Here is a 20,874-nt window from a genome sequence, read left to right as displayed (position 1 = left end):
ATCAATTCGGCATATTTTAAGAAACTGTCTTAAAATGCCGCTGATATCGAGCAATGGCCTTTTGTGGAGTGATTATGCAGCATCTTGAAGCAGTCAGAAATATTTTGGGTGATGTATTGAATCTTGGGGAAAGAAAACACGTGCTGACAGCTGATTCTGTTCTGCTCGGTAATATCCCCGAGCTGGATTCGATGGCAGTAGTCAACGTGATTACTGCACTGGAAGAGTACTTTGATTTTTCGGTGGATGACGATGAAATCAGTGCGCAGACTTTTGAAACGCTCGGCAGCCTGGCACTTTTTGTTGAGCATAAGTTGTCGCATTGAATCTGCATGAATAATCAACCGGCCGAACCTTTTTTTCTGGATGCTTCGCCAGGAAAGCGTTTCTGCCTTTACCATCCGCCCGGCAAGGGGGTGCCCTTAAGCCAGGCCTTTATTTATATCCATCCGTTTGCTGAGGAAATGAATAAATCCCGGCGCATGGCTGCTTTACAAGCCAAGGTGTTTGCAGCAATGGGGGTTGGTGTGCTGCAGATCGACTTGTATGGTTGCGGGGACAGCGAAGGAGATTTTGGGGATGCTACCTGGGAAATCTGGAAAGGTGATGTTGAATATGCTCATCAATGGTTAATGCAACAGGGGTTTACATCGATTCATTTTTGGGGGTTGCGGTTGGGGGCCTTGCTGGCGCTGGACTATGCCGAGGGGGTGGGAATGGGTTCGGTAAAATTTGTGCTTTGGCAGCCTGTGGTCAGTGGTAAATCATTTTTGACCCAGTTTTTGCGCTTGAAACTGGTGAGTAAGCTTATGTCGGATGATGCGGATAAGGCTACAAATGTTCAGGGTTTTCGTGAAAAGCTGAGAGCGGGCGAGGCACTTGAAATAGCAGGTTATACCCTCTCATCTGCGATGGCTGCTGCTATTGATGCATTGAAATTGGGGCAATTGGCTGTCAAAAACAGTGAAGTATATTGGTTTGAAATTACACCTAGTACCGGGCGCGGGCTTTCTCCAGCCAGTACTTCGATCGTGGAGATATGGAATCAGTCCGGTATCTGTCCAAAAGTGGCGCTCATGCCTGGGTTGCCATTCTGGGCGACCCAAGAGATCGGTGAATGCTCTGAGTTGCTGGCAGCGACTACCAAGGCGGTTGAATCATTTTCCAGAATCCAGCCATGAACTTTCAAGAGCGAGCGCTGCGCTTCCGTTGTGAACATGAATGGTTGTACGGGATTATGAGTGTGCCGCAACAACCGGCTGCACGTGGCGTGCTAATCGTCGTCGGCGGGCCGCAATATCGTGTCGGCAGCCATCGACAGTTTGTATTACTTGCGCGCTATTTGGCAAAGCGTGGTATTTCCGTTATGCGATTTGATTGCCGGGGGATGGGTGATAGTGACGGTGATATCAGGACGTTCGAGCATGTTGGCGAGGATTTGCGTAGTGCTACTGATTTTTTCTTCGGCGAGTGCTCCTTTCTGGAGGATGTCGTGATTTGGGGGTTGTGTGATGCAGCGTCAGCAGCGTTATTCTATGCGCATCAGGATCGGCGAGTGAGTGGATTGGTGTTGTTGAATCCATGGGTCAGAACAGAGCAGGGCATCGCCAAAGCGTATCTGAAACACTATTACCTGCAGCGTCTGTTCGAGCCGGAGTTCTGGAAAAAACTGCTTGGCGGGAAATTCAATTTGCTGGTTTCCATCCGATCTTTGTATGAATTAGGCAGGAATAGTTTGCAAGGCGGTAAAAAATCGGCTGTTTCAGAAGATAGTGCCAGTACATCATGTGATCTGACAGCTCCTTTGCCGGAGCGTATGCTGGATGGCCTGAAACGTTTCCGGGGAAAAATACTGATCATTACCAGTGGAAATGATCTGACAGCGCGTGAGTTTCTGGATCTGGCTAATTCATCGGCGGATTGGCAGGAGGCTATGAAAACAAGGCAAACGGAAGTTTTTCATATAGAAAGTGCTAATCATACTTTCTCCACTCGCGAATGGCGTGATCAAGTAGCAGAGCAAACCGCAAATCGTGTGCTGTCATGGTAAAGCGAGTATTGATGATCGCCTATCATTTCCCGCCTTTGCACGGTAGCAGCGGGATGCAGCGGACATTGCGTTTTGCCCGATATTTGCCTGATCATGGCTGGGAGCCAATTATTTTGGCTCCTTCACCGCGCGCCTACCAGCAAACTGATTCCGGTCAGCTGGCGGATATTCGGGAGCAGGTGCGTGTTTATCGTGCTTTTGCACTGGATACGGCAAGACATTTGACTCTGAAAGGGCGATACCTGCGGCTACTGGCTCAACCGGATCGCTGGGTGAGCTGGTGGCTGGGGGCGATACCTGTCGGGTTGTATCTGATCAGGAAATACAAGCCGGATGTGATCTGGTCAACCTATCCCATCGCAACGGCGCATTTGATAGGGTTAACCTTACATCGTTTGACAGGTATTCCATGGATGGCTGATTTTAGAGATCCCATGGTGCAACCGGATTATCCTCCTCATCCGTTAACCTACCGTACGTACGAATGGGTAGAAAATAAAACGATTGAGCATTGCTCCAGCGCTGTTTTTACGACACCTGGTACATTGAGAGATTATCAAACACGATTTTCGCATGTCCCGGCATCACAATTTCATTTGATAGAAAACGGGTATGATGAATCCAGTTTCGCTGCTATTACACGTTCTGTGAATCAGATTGCCAGAACTGGCCGGATTACACTGCTGCACAGTGGAATTATTTATCCATCGGAGCGGGATCCAACTTGTTTGTTTGAAGCTTTAGTCACTTTGCTGAAGCAGAATGTAATTAGTGCTGAAAGTTTGCACATTATTCTGCGTGCTTCACACCATGAAGAATATCTGCAGTCCTTGATTGATCGTTTTGAAATTGGAACCATCGTTTCACTTGCGCCTCCAATTTCCTACAATGAGGCACTAGCCGAGATGCTGGCTGTAGATGGATTGCTAATTTTGCAGGCAGCTAACTGCAACAATCAGATTCCTGCCAAATTGTATGAATACTTGCGTGCACAACGACCTATTCTGGCATTGACCGATCCGGTGGGTGATACGGCAGGAAAGCTGCGTAATGTGGGGATCGACACGATTGCACCGCTGGATTCGAAGGAAGCCATTATGGATGGATTGCGGCGATTTCTTGCGTTATTGAGAGAAAACAAGGCGCCAATTGCACCAATGGATAAAATATTGTCCAATTCTAGAGAGACAGGAGCTGGGGAATTGGCTGGGTTATTGGGTGCTATTACAAAAATTGATAAGTAAAGTAACGTTAAGTTTTTGGAGAGAGCGAGCGGAACCTATGAGGATTCTGACAATTTTTATTGTTATGGTGTTCTTTTTTACGCCACTGCTAGTAGAGGCAGCTCGGAACAAGAGTTATTGTGGTGATCTGAAGAGTAGCTTTGGCCCGTTTGATTATATGGATCGATTTAATCTCAAGAAAGAATTGGATATTGTTGAGGCTTATCACTTTACCTCCAACGTGGAAAATATGATTAGTGGACAATCAACTGTAATCGGAGGGGATTTAAACTATACCCTCCACGCTTGGCCTAATCATCATCGTGCCCTGGTTACACTCTTCAAATACTCGATCAAGGAAAAATCTACCCGTATTGCTGGACTAAAATGGCCGGTCGAGTGTTATTTCGATCGGGCGATTCGTATGAATACGAAGGATGCACAGGTTCGCTCAATCTACAGCGCATTTTTATCTCATCACAACAGAAATAAAGAAGCACTCAAACAGCTGCGGGTGGCGGCCAATCTGGAGCCAAACAATGCCACAATTCTTTATAACCTTGGGTTGCTGTATTTCAAGCAGAAAAACTACGAAAAGGCCGGTCATTATGCCGAGCAGGCTTATGCACTTGATTTTCCGTTACCCGGCCTCAGGAATAAACTGATTCGTGCAGGAAAGTGGCGAGGATCGACTGCCAAAGATTCCGGTAAATAATGATTCTGACAAATCCCTGCCTGATTTACCGAATTACCCTTGATAACCGATTGACTGACATTCCTCATGGAAAGAAACGGAAAAATACACGTTGACATGCAGGCACTCGGGCGAGCAGCGCGTGCAGCGGCCCGCTTCGTTGCGAAAGCGGATACTGCTGCCAAGAATCATGCGCTTACTGCCATGGCTCAGGCTATTCGTCGCGATGAGGCATTGCTGCTGACGGCTAATGCAGCAGATGTGGCACGGGCCAGAAACAAAGATCTGGAATCAGCCATGATTGATCGTCTGACATTGACTTCGAAGGGAATTGCCAGCATGGCTGCCGGTCTGGAACAGATTGCCAGCTTACCTGATCCGATCGGTGCAATGACAGATCTGGATTATCGTCCATCCGGTATTCAGGTGGGCAGAATGCGGGTGCCGCTGGGGGTAATCGGTATTATTTATGAGGCCCGCCCGAATGTGACGGCGGATGCTGCCGGTCTATGCCTGAAAGCTGGTAATGCGGCGATTTTGCGTGGGGGATCCGAGGCGATACAGAGTAATCAGGCCATTGCCATGTGCGTAAGAGAAGGACTTAGATCGGCGGACCTGCCTGAACAGGCTGTGCAGGTGGTGGAGACGACGGATCGTGCGGCGGTGAGCGCACTGATTACCATGAGTGAATATGTGGATGTGATTGTCCCACGCGGTGGCAAGGGGTTGATCGAACGGATTACCAATGAAGCACGTGTTCCAGTTATCAAGCATCTGGATGGCGTGTGTCATGTGTACGTTGATTTATCGGCAGATCTGGAAAAAGCGGTACGTGTTGCAGATAATGCTAAGACCCAGCGTTACGGCACATGTAACACCATGGAGACGTTGCTGGTGCATTCTGGGATTGCTGAACAGTTTTTGCCGCGTATCTGCCAAGTATTTTTGGAAAAAGAGGTGGAATTACGCGGGGATGAGACCGCCTGTGCACTCGTTTCCCGAATGAAATCGGCAGTGGAGGAAGACTGGTACGCTGAATATCTCGCGCCGATTCTGAGTGTTCGTATTGTGGCTGATATTGATGAGGCCATTACGCATATTGCCACCTATGGATCACAGCATACCGATACTATCGTGACGGAAGACTATTCGCGTGCACGACAATTTTTGCGTGAAGTGGATTCCAGCTCGGTCATGGTGAATGCCTCAACCCGTTTTGCTGACGGGTTTGAATATGGTCTGGGAGCAGAAATCGGTATTTCCACAGACAAGCTGCACGCACGTGGCCCGGTAGGGTTGGAAGGACTGACCAGCCAGAAATTTATCGTACTGGGCGATGGCCATATCAGGGAATAAGAAGATGACACAATTTACAAAAATAGTTTTGCCTGATATCGGCGATTTTAAGGATGTTCCAGTCATAGAAATTCTGGTCAAACCGGGGGATCAGGTGGAACAGGAAATGCCGCTGCTGGTACTCGAGACCGATAAAGCTTCAATAGAAGTTCCGGCACCTCAGTCGGGCATTGTGAAAGAAATGCACGTCAAAGCCGGCGATAAGATTTCACAGGGATCGCTCATTGCCACACTGGAAGTCAAGGAAGCAGAAGCTGTGTCTTCAGCATCATCCTATGATGAGGCTAAAGTTGCCGATCAACCCGTTGTTGCAGGTACAGATAAAGCACCTTCCAGGATAGTGGTGCCATCACCTGAAATTGCGCGTGGTGAATTGCATGCTGAAGTGGTTGTGCTGGGTGCCGGTCCGGGAGGGTATACGGCTGCATTTCGTGCAGCCGATTTGGGTAAGCAGGTTGTGTTGATTGAACGCTATTCCACATTGGGCGGGGTTTGTCTGAATGTAGGTTGCATTCCCTCCAAGGCACTGCTGCATGCTGCAAAAATGCTTACGGAAGCAAAAGAGGCGAATCAGTACGGTATTCATTTCGGAGAGCCGGAAATTGATATTGGCAAGCTGTGTTCCTGGAAAGAATCGGTTGTAAGCAAGCTGACCAAGGGTTTGTCGATGCTGGCTAAGCAACGCAAGGTGACCGTTATTCAGGGCGCCGGGAAGTTTGCCAATTCGCATCTAATTAAAATTGAAACATCGGATGGGATCAAAACAGTTTCATTTGAGCATTGCATTATCGCAGCCGGGTCCAGTGCTGCGCACATCCCGGTATTTCCGGATGACGAACGCATTGTTGATTCAACCGGCGCACTGACATTGACAGAGATCCCGCCGCGCATGCTTATTGTGGGAGGTGGAATCATCGGGCTGGAGATGGCTACGGTCTATCACGCGCTGGGTGCCAGAATCAGTATCGTGGAGCGAATGGCGCAACTTATACCGGGAGCAGATGCTGATCTGGTTAAACCGCTTCACAAGAGGCTGAAGGCTGAATGTGAGGCGATTTATCTTAATACCTGTGTCAGCAGAATAGAATCTGATAAAGAAGGTTTGCAGGTATTTTTTGAAGGTGCACAGGCACCGGAGCCACAAGGCTATGATCGGGTGTTGGTTGCGGTTGGGCGTCGGCCCAATGGAAAGTTGATCAATGCTGAGGCCGCTGGTGTAAACGTGGATGAGCGTGGTTTCATCGCAGTAGATAAACAGATGCGAACTAACGTGCCTCATATTTTTGCAATCGGCGATATTGCCGGGGAGCCTATGCTGGCACACAAGGCCTCGCATGAAGGCAAAATAGCAGCAGAAGTTATTGCCGGGCACAAGGCGGCGTTCGATGCGCGCACCATTCCTTCGGTGGCCTATACCGATCCTGAAGTTGCCTGGATGGGACTGACAGAGACCGAAGCCAAAAAACAAGGTATTGCTTATGAGAAAGCAGTATTTCCCTGGGCAGCTAGTGGTCGTGCCATCACCATGGCGCGCGATGAAGGTATGACCAAATTACTCTTTGACAAGACTACCCAAAGAATTCTTGGCGCAGGAATGGTGGGTTCTCATGCAGGGGAATTGATCTCGGAAACAGTGCTGGCGCTGGAAATGGGGGCAGATATGCAAGACATTGGGTTGACTATTCATCCCCATCCCACTTTATCCGAAACTGTCCTGTTTGCTGCAGAGCTGGCGGAAGGTACGATCACGGATCTCTACATGCCGAAGAAGTGAATGTAGAGCAGTAACTGGCTGGCTGTTTTTTTGTTTGGCCAGCCGGGCAGAAAATATCCAGAGAATCAGAAATGCAGGATGGCACTGGCCGAGAGCAGTATCTGGTCGTCATCTCTACCATCCCTGAAGACATGATGGCGAGTAGCCAAGTCGTAGCGAATTTCCGGGCGCAAGGTGATTCCGGGAACAGGTTTGTAGTTTAATCCTGCTGTAATACCAACGAAATCCTCATTATTGCCATCTCCCATTACGCGCGTTCCATTCCTGTCGTGAAACCATTCCACACGTAATCCTGCACCAAGCTGCTTTGAAATGTCGTACAGAAGATACTGGTTGATACCGTACCACGAGGCTGAAGGAGATTCGGCCGTTCTGGCCTCAATTGCAAAGTCGTGCTGAAATACATAACGCAATTTTTCCAGGAGACGATGTTCTATCACTACACTGTACATGGTGCGATTGTGATTCTCATGCAAGCTGCCAGTTCTTGTATCTCCGGTAATCAACGAAACTGCAAGTGTAGTTCTTCCATCGTCGGTAGCATAATTTAATCCACCCATATAATTGGGGATGTGTCGAGAAAGACTATCCCAGCCGGTAACGATCCCATTTTTGACGGTAAGATTAGAGTTAACCGGGTAGGAGAGCAACATTCCCATGTGTGTAAAAGGCTCGCCATAGCGCATGGCGTAGGCATGTGAGAAGAAAAAGTTACTGGATGACATCACAGATTCATAGCCGATAAGTGTATAAAAATGGCCAATTGACAGAGTGAGGCCATTTCCGATCGGAGCGAACAGGTTTGCGTACAGCTGGGGAAACACCAGTTGATGTTTGGGGCTGTCTCCAAAAATACTGGTATCAAAGTTGGTGGTAGCTGAAAATTTTGCATCCGTACCATACAGAAGATCGGCACGCATACCGATATCCCAGGTATCTTTACTGGGGTCAACTTCTTTTTCGATATAGGCATACACCTGGTGGAGTTTAAACTGGTTGGCACCGTCATTGAACGACACCGGATAGTTTGACTTGTTGCGTGGGGTTTGCGGGTTACCGCTAAAGCCAGTTTCCACCCATCCACCAAATTTCAGTTTAATTGACGGAGCGGGTGTAATTTCGTTGATTTTATAGCCGGTCAGTGTTTCGATTAGACTACTTTCTTCTGCATAGGTTGGAGCTGCAGCAAGCAGGCTAAATGCTGTGAAGAAAGAGATCCTGATTTTGTTACATTGAACTGCACGCATACAGTTGTTTCCTGTCTGTTATTCTGACCAAATCAGAAGAGATGTGAGTATATTTGTATTCAAATCACGAGTGAAACAGACAGAATTGTAATGCTACCATTTGTCGCCGGTATAGTTTAATTATCAAGATTGGGGTCATTGGTATTAATTATTTTGAAACGGCAATATTTGCCATCTTTGACAATACATTCCGTATGTTCGATGTCAGCCTTTAGCAAGTTAGTCAGGAAGCTGATGTCAAGCTTGCAGAATTCCTGATGTTGTTGGGCCAGTTCCTGAAAGACACAATTATTGGCGACAATTTCCGCCTGGTTTTTTGATATCTGATTGATGCGGGTATCGTAGCCAAGCTCGCTCATGATGGTAACGGCTTCCTGTAGTCTGTCATTGTGTGAAGAATGCTGTGTGATGCGATATTCAAGTCCGCTTGCCATTTCTTTTCCAAGCCCGGTCAGGCACGCATCAAGCTCGCGTTCTCCCATGTTCTTATCTATCCAGGAAAGTAGTAGCTTTGCCAGAAATGAGTAGCGTCGCTGGAAAAGCTCCAGGCCATTGGGTGTCAGTGTGTATACCTTGCCAGGTCTGCCACCGGTGCTTTCCTGTAAAGAGCTTTGAATGAAGCCACTGCCGCCCAGATGGGCAAGATGCTGATTGACGGCATTCCGGGAAATGGCGAGCAGGCAGGATAATTCCTCTACGGTTAATCCTTTTCGATGATGCAGCAAAGCTGTGAGCAAAGATTGCTGGCGTTCGCCCAGCAACGATAAAGCAGATTTCATGATTGATTAAACATCATTTTAAGTTTTGACATATTTGAATTGCAAAAGTATTCTAGCGTGTAATATAGTGAAAACCTCATTATTAAAAAAGAGGAAGGAGTAAAGATGTCAATGACTATGATTGCAATTATAATTTTTGCGATTGCTGCCGTCGGGGGTTTATTTTTGGCTTCGAAAGTGCTTTCTGGGCAGCTTGCGCCGTGGGCTGTTTCAATCGTACATGCGCTGCTGGGCGCAGCCGGTCTGGTGACGCTGATATTAGTGGTGCTGGAGGGGGCGGGTGATAACCGTCTGACTGCTGCATTAGGTCTGTTGGTTGTGGCAGCATTGGGTGGGTTTTATCTTGCCTCGATTCACATGAAAGGTAATGTGGCATCTAAAAATATTGTTTTTATTCATGCGGGAATAGCCGTGGCGGGCTTTCTCACGTTGTTGAGCGTATTGTTTTAAAGTAACCCTGAAAAAGGAAACCTTGCCATGAGACACCCCGTCCATCCAATGTTGGTTCATTTTCCGATTGCAACCTGGTTTATATCAACCTTGTGTGATATCGCTGGTTTGTTTACGATAAATGAGCTGGTCAGCCGGATGGCCGGGGTGCTGCTCATTATTGGAACGATTAGTGCATTGCTTGCTATGGTGGCAGGATTGATGGAGCTTGCAAAAATTGATCAGAAAAGCCCCGCTATGAAGATTGCTAATCAGCATATGCTGTTGATGATGGCCAGCTGGTCGTTGTACGCAGTCAGCCTGTTTCTGCGGCTGGATGGCACCCGGTTAGGACAACCGAGCCTGGCTGCTGTTGCCTTGTCAGTCGCAGGGTTGATCGTTCTTTGTATTGCCGGTTGGCTGGGAGGCAAACTTGTTTACGAATACGGGGTGGGTACTCGCTCCAATCCGTCCTGAGCTAAAATTTCTTAGCTAGCAGGTAATAGGATGTTCAGGTAATTGCGCTGTCCAGTCCGTTTTCGGCAATCTCTGCTGCACGTAGTAATGCTTTGGCTTTGTTGCATGTTTCAATCCACTCATTCTGTGGAACGGAATCGGCGACAATGCCTGCCCCTGCCTGTACATGCAACATACCATCCTTGATGATTCCGGTGCGGATGGTGATAGCCAGATCCATGTCACCGTTGAATCCGAGATAACCTACTGCCCCGGCATAGATGCCACGTTTTGAGATTTCCAGCTCATCGATGATTTCCATTGCTCTGACCTTGGGTGCCCCACTAACAGTGCCTGCCGGAAAAGTGGCGCGCAATACATCAATGGCGTTCAGATCCGGTTTGAGTTTCCCTTCGACATTGGAAACAATATGCATAACATGCGAATAATATTCTATTTGCATGTTTTCAGTGACCTTTACACTGCCTGTCTGTGCAACCCGGCCGATATCATTGCGGCCCAGATCCATCAGCATGATGTGTTCGGCCCGTTCTTTGGGATCTGCCAGTAAATCTACTGCTAGCGCCTGATCTGCCTGAATGTTTTGTCCACGCGGCCGAGTGCCAGCAATCGGGCGGACGGTAACCGTATCCTTTTCCAGTCTGACCAGAATTTCTGGTGAAGCACCCACGACATGAAAGTCGCCTAAATGATAATTGAACATGTAGGGGGATGGATTAAGGCTGCGTAAGGCGCGATACAACGCGAGTGGTGAAGCGGAATAGGGCTTGCTGGTACGTTGTGAGAGGACAACCTGCATGATGTCACCTTCGACAATGTAGCGTTTAGCCTTTTCCACAGCGGCAATGAAGTCAGCTTCGGAAAATTCATTAACAGCTATTCCGGGAGAGGTTGGTTTTTCGACTGGTACCGGCAGAGGCTCCCGCAGTTTATGTAATAATTTCTTGAGATGATCTTTTCCGGTCTGATAAGCATTTTCCAATGTTGGATTGATATAGATAATCAGATAAAGTTTGCCGGAAAGATTGTCCATAACGATCAATTCTTCCGAGAGAAGCAGCAAAATATCTGGTGTCTGTAACGTATCTGGACGGGCACGGCCAGATAGCCTGGGCTCAATATAACGAACAGTGTCGTAGGAAAAATAGCCGGCCAGCCCTCCGCCAAAACGAGGTAACTTGGCGTAAGGAGCAACTTTGAACCGATTCAGGAAAGAGTCAACAAAGCCAAGTACATCGGTTGTGTCGATTTTTTCTTCTATAGTATTGTTACTGATTATGCGAATATGGTTGGAGCAAGCTTCTAGCCTGGTTGTTGCGGGCAATCCAATAATAGAATAGCGTCCGAACCGCTCTCCTCCCAGTACCGATTCCAGCAGGTAGGAATAGGGCTGATTGGCCAGTTTGAGATAAATGGAAAGGGGGGTATCGAGATCAGCGAATGTCTCTAGCACCAAAGGTATGCGGTTATACCCTTGTGCTTTCAGATCGTTAAATTCACTTTCAGATATGCAATGATCCATGGAAGGCAGAGTGTTGCTGAAATGGTAGAGTGATGGAATGAGGTTATACCGGTTGTTACAGGTTTATCATGGTGACAAACCGGTATAACTTCGTGTGTTTCATTGCCAGTCAGGCATCACGCTGGCAGGTAATCAGACTGCTTGCTTCAACAATCGAATTAACAACCGCGTCACAATCGAGCTTGTGTACATCATGCCCTTCATTGTATCCATAAGGTACACAGAAGATGTGGCAGCCTGCTGCGCGCGCAGCAATGGCATCGTTGGATGAATCGCCGATTAACAGCGTTGCTTTGGGTGAAACACTAAAATATTTGCAGGCATGTAGCAATGGCAGCGGATCTGGTTTTCTCTTTGGAAGGCTGTCGCCGGACAATACCAATTCAAAATAATCCCACAACCCGGTTTTGTGTAACAGCGGGAGTGTGAAGATTTCAGTTTTATTGGTAATACAAATCAGGCGAAATCCATTCTGTTTGAGTTGTTCGAGTCCCTCGATAACACCTGGATAGGGGCGTGTATGCACATGCAAGTTCTCTGCATAGCAACGTTCGTATATAGGCAATGCCTGCTCAAACAGTGCAGGATCTGGCTCATCATCCGGGCTGTTGGTAAGCGTGCGTTTAACCAGCTTGGGGACTCCTTTGCCAATAAAACTTTGTATGGTGGATGATGGCAGTTCAGCCATGTGTAACTCGCGCAGCATTGCATTAGCTGCCAGTGCGAGATCCTGAGCGGTATCAAGCAGGGTGCCATCCAGATCAATGATGACAGCTTTAAGTGGAATCGGAAACGAAGTTCGGTTGGACGGTTGTATGTTAGATTGGGTCATATGTTAGGTTGGTTCCTGGTCAGGCAACTTTCGCTAATTCGGCCCGCATGGCGGCGATAACGCTATCGTAGCGGTGAGGATCGCTGTCTTTGCCTGCACTGTAAATGGCGGATCCCGCAACAAACGTATCCGCACCGGCGCGAGCAATTTCTGCAATATTACTCACCTTCACGCCACCGTCGATTTCCAGCAGAATATCGCGACCGCTTGCATTGATGCGCTCTCTTGTCAGACGCAGTTTATTCAGTGCCTCGGGAATGAAAGCCTGTCCACCAAAACCAGGATTGACTGACATAATCAGGATCAGATCAAGTTTATCCAGAACATGATCAAGGTACGAAAGAGGTGTGGCCGGATTGAAAACCAGGCCTGCTTTGCATCCTTGCTCCTTGATAAGCCCGATGGTGCGGTCAATATGTCGCGAAGCTTCTGGATGAAAGGAGATAATGTTGGCACCCGCCTTGGCAAAATCCGGAATAATGCGATCAACTGGTTCAACCATCAGATGCACATCGATAATCGCCTTGGTCAGAGGGCGGATCGCTTCGCATACCAGTGGTCCGATCGTCAGATTGGGAACGTAATGATTATCCATGACATCGAAGTGAATGATGTCTGCGCCAGAATCCAGGACTTGTGTGATTTCTTCGCCCAGTCTGGCAAAATTGGCAGAAAGAATGCTAGGGGCAATGCGATACATGATTTGGCCTCATAAGGAAATACTACATTTTAACCATAAACAGAAACCGGGAGCTAATAATGCTTTTGCATCCATACGGGTTTTTCATATTGTTGATGTCTGGAAGGTACATGGCTGGTGGTCTGGCAAGTCCCCGGCGATCTTTTGTGACTATTACTGGAATCCGGTGACATGATTCCAGTCCAGACGTATATCGATCGCAGAAAACAACTGCTGTCACACGTTCAGCAAGGTGTTGTTGTAATTGCCACTTCACCGGAAAAGTACCGTAACCGCGATACAAGTTATTCCTATCGTTACGATAGTTACTTCTACTATTTAACCGGCTTCCAGGAGCCTGAAGCGGTTTTGTTATTGGTTGCTACCGGAGATGAAAACACATCGCAACAGATTTTATTTTGTCGGGAAAAGGATAGTGAACATGAAATATGGAATGGGTTTCGTTATGGGCCGGATGCGGCACGGGAAGCATTTGGTTTTGACGCGGCTTATCCCATTGCCCGATTGGATGAGCTTGCTGGTGAGCTGCTAGCGAATCAATCTGTGGTGTTTTATGCAGTTGGCCAGGATCCTTCCTGGGACCAGCGCGTGATCGGGTGGATCAACTGCGTGCGGGAGCAGATCAGGAAAGGTATATCGGCGCTGGCAGAAATACGGGATATTCGCCATTTGCTCGATGAAATGCGCTTGATCAAGGATGATCATGAACTGGCGGTGATGCGGGAAGCAGCCAGGATTTCAGCTGATGCACACAAGCGCGCCATGCGGGCGACTCGTCCCGGTAAACATGAATATGAAATAGAAGCTGAACTGCTCTATGAGTTTCGTCGACAAGGTGCCGAATCTCCCGCTTATACATCCATTGTGGCAGGCGGTGCGAATGCGTGCGTATTGCACTATGTTCAGAATGACGCACAGCTGAAAGCAGGTGATCTGTTGTTGATTGACGCTGCCTGTGAATTGCATGGCTATGCAGCAGATATCACACGTACTTTCCCGATAAATGGCAAATTTTCCACAGCACAGAAAGATGTTTATCAGCTGGTGCTTGCTGCGCAGAAAGCTGCCATTGATGCGGTTCGGCCGGGTAACAATTGGGATACACCGCATCAGGCGGCTTTGCGGGTACTGATACAAGGATTCATTGATTTGCATTTATGTGAAGGTAGTCCAGATGCGGTTATGGAAACGGAATCCTATAAACGGTTTTACATGCACCGGACCGGTCACTGGCTGGGGCTGGATGTGCATGATGCGGGAGAATATAAGCAGGCCAGCCAGTGGCGTACACTGGTTCCGGGAATGACGCTGACTGTAGAGCCGGGTTGTTATATTCGCCCTGCTGAAGATGTCCCGGAGCATTTCTGGAATATTGGTATAAGAATCGAGGATGATGTAGCTGTTACACCGATCGGGCATGAAGTGCTTACCTGGTCAGTGCCTAAAAGTGTGGCTGAGATAGAGGAGTGGATGCAATGCGTGACGACTACAGAAAAATAATTATCAGAAGGATTATTCATCAGGGGCAAGCTGATCCGACAGATGAATCACTGAATGCATCACCGATTAATCGGTGGGCATTTTATCTGACGTTGATACCGGTGGTGATTGTGGTGGTAGTGTTGGGTGCGTTCTTCTTTTCGATTGTACTGGCGTTGTTTGCGGCTGTGGCAGCAGCAGTTAGTGCGCGATTGTGGTGGCTGCGACGTAAATTCCGGCAATCAATGGCTGCTTCGGCTGAGCAAGGTAACGGGATAATCGAGGATGCAGAAATTATTGAAATCAGGGAAGATGATAAAAAAAACCGTGGGCATCGCTGATTGATTCCGTTATGTACAAGACTACATTCAAGGTTATATCGATTATCCTGCTGTTAGTGGTTAGTACATTCAGCCGGGCTGAAACAACTATTCGATCTGGATTATGGGAAGTGATTACCCGATCGGATTTACTCGGGCTGGTTCAACATGTTCCATCTGAACAGATGCAGAAAATTGCCCTGTTGGCTAAACAGTACGGAGTGAAAATTCCACGCATCAAGGATGGCGCAGCTACTTCTCGGGTTTGTATCACACCGGAGATGGCACAACAGGATATTCCTTCCAATTTTTACGAGAATCAGTCCGGATGCACGGTTGTCAATGCCCGTCGATCTGGAAATCACTATCAAGTAGAGCTCGTTTGCGATAATCCGCGCTTTAAAGGGAATGGCCATGCTGAAGGTGTTTTTTCTACCCCAGAAAGTTTTACTGGGAGAACAGAATTCAATAGTACAGTGGAGGACATGCCGGTTTATGTATCTGCTGACACAACCGGTCGCTGGATTGGCGAGCAGTGTGAAGTTATACAGCCGCAGCCATGACAGATCAGGACGATAATCGGTAAATACATATCGGGCAACAGTTGACCGGACAAATACCATCAATCCGGTTCAATTTTCAAGGAGAAACATCATGAAAACAACACAATTATTGCGCAACTTGGGCCAAAGTATCTGGTTTGACAACATTACACGTGATTTATTAATTAATGGCACGCTCAAACGCTATATCGACGAGCTGTCAGTAACGGGATTAACCTCGAACCCGACAATTTTTAACCATGCAATCAAGCATAGCGATGCTTATGATGCTTCCATCCGTGCTGATCTGGCACAGGGAAAATCGGGCGAGGTGATTTTTTTTGATCTGGCGCTAGAGGATCTTACTCAGGCTGCTGATTTGTTCCGCCCGATTTATGACCGTACCAATGGTATTGATGGTTGGGTATCGCTGGAAGTATCTCCTCTGTTGGCATATGACACTGTCAGTACCATTGCAGCTGTAAAGGATCTGCATAGCCGGGTGGAGCGGCCGAATCTGCTGATCAAGATTCCGGGAACCAGGGAAGGCTTGCCCGCTATTGAAGAAGCGATTTTTTCTGGAATTCCGATCAATGTGACTTTATTATTCAGCCGTGAGCAGTATATGGCGGCAGCCGAAGCTTATTTGCGCGGAGTTGAGCGGCGTATCGAAGCTGGACTGAATCCTGATGTGGTTTCTGTTGCATCCCTGTTTATCAGCCGGTGGGATGCAGCAGTGGCTGACAAGGTTCCAGAAGCATTGCAGAACAAACTGGGTATTGCCATTGCTAATCGCACGTATAAAGCAGTATGCGAACAGCTTGGTTCCGCCCGCTGGTTGCGTATTTACAACGCTGGTGCACGGCCACAGCGTTTATTGTGGGCTAGTACAGGCACCAAGGACCCCAAGGCTTCTGATGTGCTTTACGTGACGACGCTTGCTGCACCTTTTACAATTAACACCATGCCTGAGAAGACTTTGAGTGCGCTGGTGGATCATGGTGATTTGAGCGGTGGCACTATGCCTGTTGATGGTGGCGACAGTGAAACCGTTCTGCAACAATTTGCTGGAGCAGGGATTGATATCGATACTCTTGCTGCCAGGCTGCAGGAAGAGGGGGCCAAAAAATTTGTAGATTCCTGGCGCGACCTAATGGAGGTAATTGCCTCGAAGTGCATGATTATGCAGAAGGAAAAAGTAGATTAGGGTGACGGGAAGCAAGAAGACAGTTGCTGCGTCAGGAACTCGGTATCGAACATCGCCTGCCCGGGGGGGGGGCTACGCACTGCGCAAACCAATGGAATAGTTGAACGTTTCAACAGACGTATTACTGACGTACTCAAAATACATCGATTCAATAGCGCCAGAAGATCTGGAGCAGACCCTCATACCGTTGTCAGTCTGTATAACCAGCAACTACCGTAATCTGTCTTCAAGAGTAAAGCTCCGATGCAGGCCATGCAAGAATGGTATAAAACTCATCCTCATCTCTTTCATAAAAAAACCATACAATTACCCAGGATGCAATATTTAGAATCAACATAGTTCATCTGAGCTCCCAGAAAAATAAAATGCCTTCTGATAGGTATAAAATGACACCCAGATACACGGCTTCAGTTCCTCTTGGTCGTTTAGTCCAACGAATGCCGGTGTAAGATATACTCGCTTATCGTGGGACTAAACAGCTACAGGCGACATAGAACAATCCAGTTAATGGTTATATTATTGATATCACGGTAGTGTCGTCCATTTCCAATCTCTGATTTCCGGCATATCTTCGCCGTAGCGGTTGATATATCTGCGGTGCTCGATTAGTTTGTCACGCATGGTTTGTCTGAGATAGGCTGCGTTATAACCCAGATGGGAAACGCGGTCGATGACGTCATCAACCAGATGGAAGCGATCCATGTCGTTAAGTACCACCATATCGAACGGTGTGGTGGTAGTACCTTCCTCCTTATAGCCGCGCACATGCAAATTATGATGGTTGGTACGACGGTAGGTTAGGCGGTGAATTAGCCAAGGGTAGCCGTGATAGGCAAAAATGATAGGTTTGTCTGTGGTGAACAAGGCGTCGAATTCCCGGTCAGATAGACCTTGCGGATGTTCCAGGTGATGCTGCAGAGTCATCAGATCAACGACGTTGATCACCCGGATACGCAGGTCGGGCAGGTATTCACGTAGAATGCTCACAGCAGCTAGAGCCTCAATAGTTGGAACATCTCCGGCGCAGGCAATGACGACATCAGGCTCGTCGTCCTGGTCGTTACTGGCCCATCCCCATATGCCGATACCGGCCGTGCAATGCTTGATCGCGGCATCCATATCTAACCACTGCAGTTGTGGCTGCTTCCCGGCAACGATGACATTAACGAAATTACGGCTGCGCAAGCATTTGTCTGCGACATACAATAGACAATTAGCATCTGGCGGCAGATAAATACGGATGGTATCGGCTTTTTTGTTGATCACATGATCAATGAAACCAGGATCTTGATGGGAAAATCCGTTATGATCCTGACGCCAGACGTGGGAAGTCAGCAAATAATTGAGTGAGGCGATGGGTCTGCGCCATGGGATTTCCTTGCTGATTTTTAGCCATTTGGCATGCTGGTTGAACATCGAATCGATGATATGAATGAATGCTTCATAGCAGGAAAACAGGCCATGCCGCCCGGTCAGTAGGTAGCCTTCCAGCCATCCTTGACAAATGTGTTCACTGAGAATTTCCATTACTCGGCCATCTGGCGCCAGGTGTTCATCCTCAGTTAAAGTTTCGGCCAACCACGTTTTAGGCGTGACCTCATACAGGTTTCCCAATCGGTTGGAAGCTGTTTCGTCCGGCCCAAATATCCGAAAGTTACAGCTTTTTAGATTCAGGCGCATGATATCTCTCAGGAAGCTGCCCATGACCCGGGTCGCTTCAGCTTCAATCTGGCCGGGTTGTGCAACCTCAACTGCGTATTCCCGGAAATCTGGCATATGCAGTTGTTCTTTCAGTAATCCACCATTAGCATGCGGGTTGGCACCCATTCTTCGATTGCCAAGCGGTGCCAATGCCTGGAGTGGTTCGATCAACCGTCCGTGAGTATCGAATAGCTCCTCTGGACGGTAGCTTTTGAGCCAAGCTTCAAGTTGCTGGAGATGTTCCGGTTTTTTTGCCAGCTCTGAAAGGGGTACTTGATGGGAGCGCCAGGAGCCTTCTATTTTCAAGCCATCGACTGTTTTGGGTCCAGTCCATCCCTTCGGGGTGCGCAGGATAATCATAGGCCAGCGGGGATACCGAGTTATGCCCTTGAGTCGGGCTTGGGCCTGGATCGATCTGATTTCAGTAAATACCTGATCTAGTGTACTGGCCATGAGCTGATGCATGGCCAGTGGATCTTCTCCTTCAACGATGTATGGGCGATAGCCGTGGCCGTAGAACAGCTGATTCAGTTCTTCACGGCTAATACGTGCCAGAATGGTAGGGTTAGCAATTTTATAGCCGTTCAGATGTAAGATTGGCAGCACTGCACCATCTTGAGCTGGGTTAAGAAATTTGTTGGAATGCCAGGCAGCTGCCAATGGCCCGGTTTCAGCTTCTCCGTCACCTACGACACAGGCTGCGATCAGATCCGGATTGTCGAATACCGCACCGAAGGCATGGGAAAGTGAATAACCGAGCTCTCCCCCTTCATTGATGGAACCAGGGATTTCTGGCGTGGCATGACTGCCAATTCCGCCTGGAAAGGAAAATTGGCGGAACAGATGCTTTATCCCTTGGATATCCTGCGAAATATCAGGGTAATATTCAGAGTAAGTGCCCTCTAAATAAGTGTTTGCGACTAATGCGGGCCCGCCGTGGCCGGGGCCGGCTATGTAGATCATATTCAGATCATCACGCAGGATGACGCGATTGAGATGGGCATAGATGAAATTGAGCCCAGGTGTCGTTCCCCAATGTCCTAGCAAACGGGGTTTGATGTGTTGCAATGTCAGCGGAGCTTGCAGCAAGGGGTTGTCGAGCAAGTAGATCTGGCCGACTGAAAGGTAGTTGGCGGCACGCCAATAAGCGTCTATTTTTTGCAGTTCATCCGGCGTGAGAGATTGTGGGGTCTGAGTCATATTGAATACCTCATTAAGATCAGGTTATCTGGAGTCGCCTTAAATTACGTCATGATGAGTCGTAATGTATGGTGAGCGATGATGCTCTCTTCATCGGTTGGTAAAACGAGGACCGGGATATGGCTTTCAGCAGTGCTGATACGAATGGCATTGGCTTGATTGGCAGACTCGTCAAGCTTGATCGACAGCCATTTGAGGTGACCACAGATCCGTGCACGGATCTGTGGTGCATGTTCGCCGATGCCAGCAGTAAAAATTAAACCATCGATACCTTCCAGTACGGCTATCATTGCACCCAGTTGGCGGCATACCTGCCAGATGAACAGGTCAACGGCATGTTTGGCGCGGGGGGCATCGCTGGCTAATAACGTACGCATATCGGCGCTGATGCCGGAAACACCTAATAAGCCAGCGTGCCGATACAATAAGTCTGTCAGCATGTCGTGATTCATTTGTTGCTCCCGCATCAGATAGAGCAATACTGCCGGATCGAGGTTGCCGCAACGCGTACCCATCGGCAAACCTTCTAATGGCGTGAATCCCATCGTAGTGGCGATACTTTTGCCCTGCCGTAAAGCGCACAGGCTGGCACCATTGCCAAGATGCGCTACTACGATACGTCCTGCTGCACGATCGCCTAGATGATCGTGCAGAATATGGGCAATATACTCGTAGGAAAGGCCATGAAAACCATAACGCTGGATTCCCTGATCTGTTAAATGGCCAGGTAGTGCATAGATCCGTTCTTCATCAGGCATGGTACGATGAAAACTGGTATCGAAACAAGCAACCTGTGGCAAATCTGGCTTGAGTCGTTTTAATGTTTCAATTCCCACCAGGCTGTCAAGCTGATGCAGAGGCGCCAGTGGAACCAGTTGGAACAGTTGGGTGATGACTTGTTCATTGATGATGACTGGCTGGTCAAATAATATACCGCCGTGAACGACGCGATGGCCTGCTACCGTTGGCCATTGTTTGTCTGTTTGTGTCTCCAGCCATTGTAAAATCACTTCTATCGCACTTTCATGATGGGGAACGTGAAGGTGCTGCTGCCAGAGTAATTCTCCTCGGGAATCCCTGACTTGAAACTGGGATGAAGTATTACTGCCGATCTCGATTTTTCCCCGGCAGATTATCGATATACTTTCATATATTGTTCGATAGAGTGCGTATTTGATACTGGATGAGCCGGCATTGAGGACAAGAATGGTTTCGTTCATGGCAATTTCCTAAAAATATTTGCCGGGACCAATTTGGCGCGGTGTATACACTAACTTGTGAATTATTGAAATCCAGAGTGATGTGGGTGAAGCACGCGAATAAATGACTGATGCATAGGGCT

The 20,874-nt window shown here is 48.1% G+C and carries 20 protein-coding genes and 1 pseudogene; 14 read left to right on the top strand and 7 right to left on the bottom strand.

From position 1 onward, the window contains the following. Positions 1-74: 74 nt before the first annotated feature. The 7 genes from BM331_RS09485 (at position 75) to lpdA (ending at position 7,097) form a co-directional block, all read left to right on the top strand. Positions 75-326 carry an acyl carrier protein gene (locus tag BM331_RS09485; protein WP_074929110.1) on the top strand — a complete coding sequence of 84 codons (252 nt, stop codon included), beginning with the start codon at positions 75-77 and terminating at the stop codon, positions 324-326. Positions 327-332: 6 nt separating this feature from the next. Continuing rightward, the gene (locus BM331_RS09480) at positions 333-1,181 is read left to right on the top strand and encodes a hydrolase 2, exosortase A system-associated (RefSeq protein WP_074929109.1); all 849 of its coding nucleotides are present in this window, start codon (positions 333-335) and stop codon (positions 1,179-1,181) included. Beyond that, positions 1,178-2,050 carry a hydrolase 1, exosortase A system-associated gene (locus BM331_RS09475; RefSeq protein WP_074929108.1) on the top strand — a complete coding sequence of 291 codons (873 nt, stop codon included), beginning with the start codon at positions 1,178-1,180 and terminating at the stop codon, positions 2,048-2,050. The genes BM331_RS09480 and BM331_RS09475 overlap by 4 nt, the downstream gene beginning before the upstream one ends. Further along, positions 2,044-3,294 (top strand): glycosyltransferase, encoded by a 1,251-nt coding sequence (locus BM331_RS09470; protein ID WP_256214885.1) that lies wholly within the window; start codon positions 2,044-2,046, stop codon positions 3,292-3,294. The genes BM331_RS09475 and BM331_RS09470 overlap by 7 nt, the downstream gene beginning before the upstream one ends. Before the next feature lie 37 nt (positions 3,295-3,331). Beyond that, complete coding sequence (locus BM331_RS09465) at positions 3,332-3,988, top strand: tetratricopeptide repeat protein (protein ID WP_074929107.1); 657 nt, start codon at positions 3,332-3,334, stop codon at positions 3,986-3,988. Between the two features lie 66 nt (positions 3,989-4,054). Beyond that, complete coding sequence (locus BM331_RS09460; RefSeq protein WP_074929106.1) at positions 4,055-5,323, top strand: glutamate-5-semialdehyde dehydrogenase; 1,269 nt, start codon at positions 4,055-4,057, stop codon at positions 5,321-5,323. Positions 5,324-5,327: 4 nt separating this feature from the next. Further along, a complete protein-coding gene (lpdA, locus tag BM331_RS09455; RefSeq protein ID WP_074929105.1) occupies positions 5,328-7,097 on the top strand; it encodes a dihydrolipoyl dehydrogenase in 1,770 nt (589 codons plus the stop codon). Between the two features lie 65 nt (positions 7,098-7,162). Here lpdA and BM331_RS09450 read toward each other — a convergent pair whose 3' ends face one another. Next, positions 7,163-8,344 carry a porin gene (locus BM331_RS09450; protein ID WP_074929104.1) on the bottom strand — a complete coding sequence of 394 codons (1,182 nt, stop codon included), beginning with the start codon at positions 8,342-8,344 and terminating at the stop codon, positions 7,163-7,165. Positions 8,345-8,460: 116 nt separating this feature from the next. Next, on the bottom strand, positions 8,461-9,123 hold the full coding sequence (locus BM331_RS09445; RefSeq protein ID WP_074929103.1) for a helix-turn-helix transcriptional regulator: 663 nt from the start codon (positions 9,121-9,123) through the stop codon (positions 8,461-8,463). A gap of 117 nt (positions 9,124-9,240) precedes the next feature. Here BM331_RS09445 and BM331_RS09440 point away from each other — a divergent pair, with 117 nt between their 5' ends. Continuing rightward, on the top strand, positions 9,241-9,573 hold the full coding sequence (locus tag BM331_RS09440; RefSeq protein ID WP_256214884.1) for a hypothetical protein: 333 nt from the start codon (positions 9,241-9,243) through the stop codon (positions 9,571-9,573). Between the two features lie 27 nt (positions 9,574-9,600). Beyond that, positions 9,601-10,029 (top strand): DUF2231 domain-containing protein, encoded by a 429-nt coding sequence (locus BM331_RS09435; protein ID WP_074929102.1) that lies wholly within the window; start codon positions 9,601-9,603, stop codon positions 10,027-10,029. Between the two features lie 34 nt (positions 10,030-10,063). Here the strand turns inward: BM331_RS09435 and trpE are convergent, their stop codons facing one another. The 3 genes from trpE to rpe all read right to left on the bottom strand — a co-directional run bounded on the left by trpE (position 10,064) and on the right by rpe (position 13,083). Then, positions 10,064-11,551: an anthranilate synthase component I gene (trpE, locus tag BM331_RS09430; RefSeq protein WP_074929101.1), complete on the bottom strand. Its 1,488-nt coding sequence runs from the start codon at positions 11,549-11,551 to the stop codon at positions 10,064-10,066. Positions 11,552-11,660: 109 nt separating this feature from the next. Then, entirely contained in the window at positions 11,661-12,383 is a 723-nt protein-coding gene (locus BM331_RS09425; protein WP_074929100.1) for a phosphoglycolate phosphatase, read from the bottom strand. Positions 12,384-12,402: 19 nt separating this feature from the next. Then, complete coding sequence (gene rpe, locus BM331_RS09420; protein ID WP_074929099.1) at positions 12,403-13,083, bottom strand: ribulose-phosphate 3-epimerase; 681 nt, start codon at positions 13,081-13,083, stop codon at positions 12,403-12,405. A 171-nt stretch (positions 13,084-13,254) separates the two neighbouring features. Here rpe and BM331_RS09415 point away from each other — a divergent pair, with 171 nt between their 5' ends. From BM331_RS09415 to BM331_RS12245, 5 genes and pseudogenes are all read left to right on the top strand, one after another. Continuing rightward, on the top strand, positions 13,255-14,583 hold the full coding sequence (locus tag BM331_RS09415; RefSeq protein WP_074929098.1) for an aminopeptidase P N-terminal domain-containing protein: 1,329 nt from the start codon (positions 13,255-13,257) through the stop codon (positions 14,581-14,583). Next, positions 14,559-14,903 carry a hypothetical protein gene (locus BM331_RS09410; protein WP_074929097.1) on the top strand — a complete coding sequence of 115 codons (345 nt, stop codon included), beginning with the start codon at positions 14,559-14,561 and terminating at the stop codon, positions 14,901-14,903. The genes BM331_RS09415 and BM331_RS09410 overlap by 25 nt, the downstream gene beginning before the upstream one ends. Positions 14,904-14,914: 11 nt before the next feature. Beyond that, positions 14,915-15,445, top strand: a complete 531-nt coding sequence (locus tag BM331_RS09405) for a DUF3617 domain-containing protein (protein ID WP_083414741.1) — start codon at positions 14,915-14,917, stop codon at positions 15,443-15,445. A 91-nt stretch (positions 15,446-15,536) separates the two neighbouring features. Further along, the gene (gene tal / locus BM331_RS09400; RefSeq protein ID WP_074929095.1) at positions 15,537-16,631 is read left to right on the top strand and encodes a transaldolase; all 1,095 of its coding nucleotides are present in this window, start codon (positions 15,537-15,539) and stop codon (positions 16,629-16,631) included. 75 nt (positions 16,632-16,706) lie between these two features. Further along, positions 16,707-16,959 (top strand): annotated as a pseudogene (locus tag BM331_RS12245) (integrase core domain-containing protein); the annotation flags it as partial. A gap of 197 nt (positions 16,960-17,156) precedes the next feature. Here the strand turns inward: BM331_RS12245 and BM331_RS09395 are convergent. Both BM331_RS09395 and BM331_RS09390 read right to left on the bottom strand, forming a co-directional pair. Then, complete coding sequence (locus BM331_RS09395; RefSeq protein WP_074929094.1) at positions 17,157-19,532, bottom strand: phosphoketolase family protein; 2,376 nt, start codon at positions 19,530-19,532, stop codon at positions 17,157-17,159. A gap of 44 nt (positions 19,533-19,576) precedes the next feature. Further along, entirely contained in the window at positions 19,577-20,752 is a 1,176-nt protein-coding gene (locus BM331_RS09390) for an acetate/propionate family kinase (protein ID WP_074929093.1), read from the bottom strand. Between the last annotated feature and the right edge of the window lie 122 nt (positions 20,753-20,874).

The organism is Nitrosomonas eutropha, from assembly GCF_900116685.1.
Taxonomy (GTDB): Bacteria; Pseudomonadota; Gammaproteobacteria; order Burkholderiales; family Nitrosomonadaceae; genus Nitrosomonas; species Nitrosomonas eutropha_A.
Note: the sequence above shows the minus strand (reverse complement) of the source record. Positions and strands in the feature narration are given on the sequence as shown.

What these genes read in the sequence shown, in the direction of transcription:
- BM331_RS09485 (WP_074929110.1), top strand. Translation starts at nt 75, where the DNA reads ATGCAGCATCTTGAAGCAGTCAGAAATATTTTGGGTGATGTATTGAAT.
- BM331_RS09480 (WP_074929109.1), top strand. Translation starts at nt 333, where the DNA reads ATGAATAATCAACCGGCCGAACCTTTTTTTCTGGATGCTTCGCCAGGA.
- BM331_RS09475 (WP_074929108.1), top strand. Translation starts at nt 1,178, where the DNA reads ATGAACTTTCAAGAGCGAGCGCTGCGCTTCCGTTGTGAACATGAATGG.
- BM331_RS09470 (WP_256214885.1), top strand. Translation starts at nt 2,044, where the DNA reads ATGGTAAAGCGAGTATTGATGATCGCCTATCATTTCCCGCCTTTGCAC.
- BM331_RS09465 (WP_074929107.1), top strand. Translation starts at nt 3,332, where the DNA reads ATGAGGATTCTGACAATTTTTATTGTTATGGTGTTCTTTTTTACGCCA.
- BM331_RS09460 (WP_074929106.1), top strand. Translation starts at nt 4,055, where the DNA reads ATGGAAAGAAACGGAAAAATACACGTTGACATGCAGGCACTCGGGCGA.
- lpdA (WP_074929105.1), top strand. Translation starts at nt 5,328, where the DNA reads ATGACACAATTTACAAAAATAGTTTTGCCTGATATCGGCGATTTTAAG.
- BM331_RS09450 (WP_074929104.1), bottom strand. Translation starts at nt 8,344, where the DNA reads ATGCGTGCAGTTCAATGTAACAAAATCAGGATCTCTTTCTTCACAGCA.
- BM331_RS09445 (WP_074929103.1), bottom strand. Translation starts at nt 9,123, where the DNA reads ATGAAATCTGCTTTATCGTTGCTGGGCGAACGCCAGCAATCTTTGCTC.
- BM331_RS09440 (WP_256214884.1), top strand. Translation starts at nt 9,241, where the DNA reads ATGATTGCAATTATAATTTTTGCGATTGCTGCCGTCGGGGGTTTATTT.
- BM331_RS09435 (WP_074929102.1), top strand. Translation starts at nt 9,601, where the DNA reads ATGAGACACCCCGTCCATCCAATGTTGGTTCATTTTCCGATTGCAACC.
- trpE (WP_074929101.1), bottom strand. Translation starts at nt 11,551, where the DNA reads ATGGATCATTGCATATCTGAAAGTGAATTTAACGATCTGAAAGCACAA.
- BM331_RS09425 (WP_074929100.1), bottom strand. Translation starts at nt 12,383, where the DNA reads ATGACCCAATCTAACATACAACCGTCCAACCGAACTTCGTTTCCGATT.
- rpe (WP_074929099.1), bottom strand. Translation starts at nt 13,083, where the DNA reads ATGTATCGCATTGCCCCTAGCATTCTTTCTGCCAATTTTGCCAGACTG.
- BM331_RS09415 (WP_074929098.1), top strand. Translation starts at nt 13,255, where the DNA reads ATGATTCCAGTCCAGACGTATATCGATCGCAGAAAACAACTGCTGTCA.
- BM331_RS09410 (WP_074929097.1), top strand. Translation starts at nt 14,559, where the DNA reads ATGCGTGACGACTACAGAAAAATAATTATCAGAAGGATTATTCATCAG.
- BM331_RS09405 (WP_083414741.1), top strand. Translation starts at nt 14,915, where the DNA reads ATGTACAAGACTACATTCAAGGTTATATCGATTATCCTGCTGTTAGTG.
- tal (WP_074929095.1), top strand. Translation starts at nt 15,537, where the DNA reads ATGAAAACAACACAATTATTGCGCAACTTGGGCCAAAGTATCTGGTTT.
- BM331_RS09395 (WP_074929094.1), bottom strand. Translation starts at nt 19,532, where the DNA reads ATGACTCAGACCCCACAATCTCTCACGCCGGATGAACTGCAAAAAATA.
- BM331_RS09390 (WP_074929093.1), bottom strand. Translation starts at nt 20,752, where the DNA reads ATGAACGAAACCATTCTTGTCCTCAATGCCGGCTCATCCAGTATCAAA.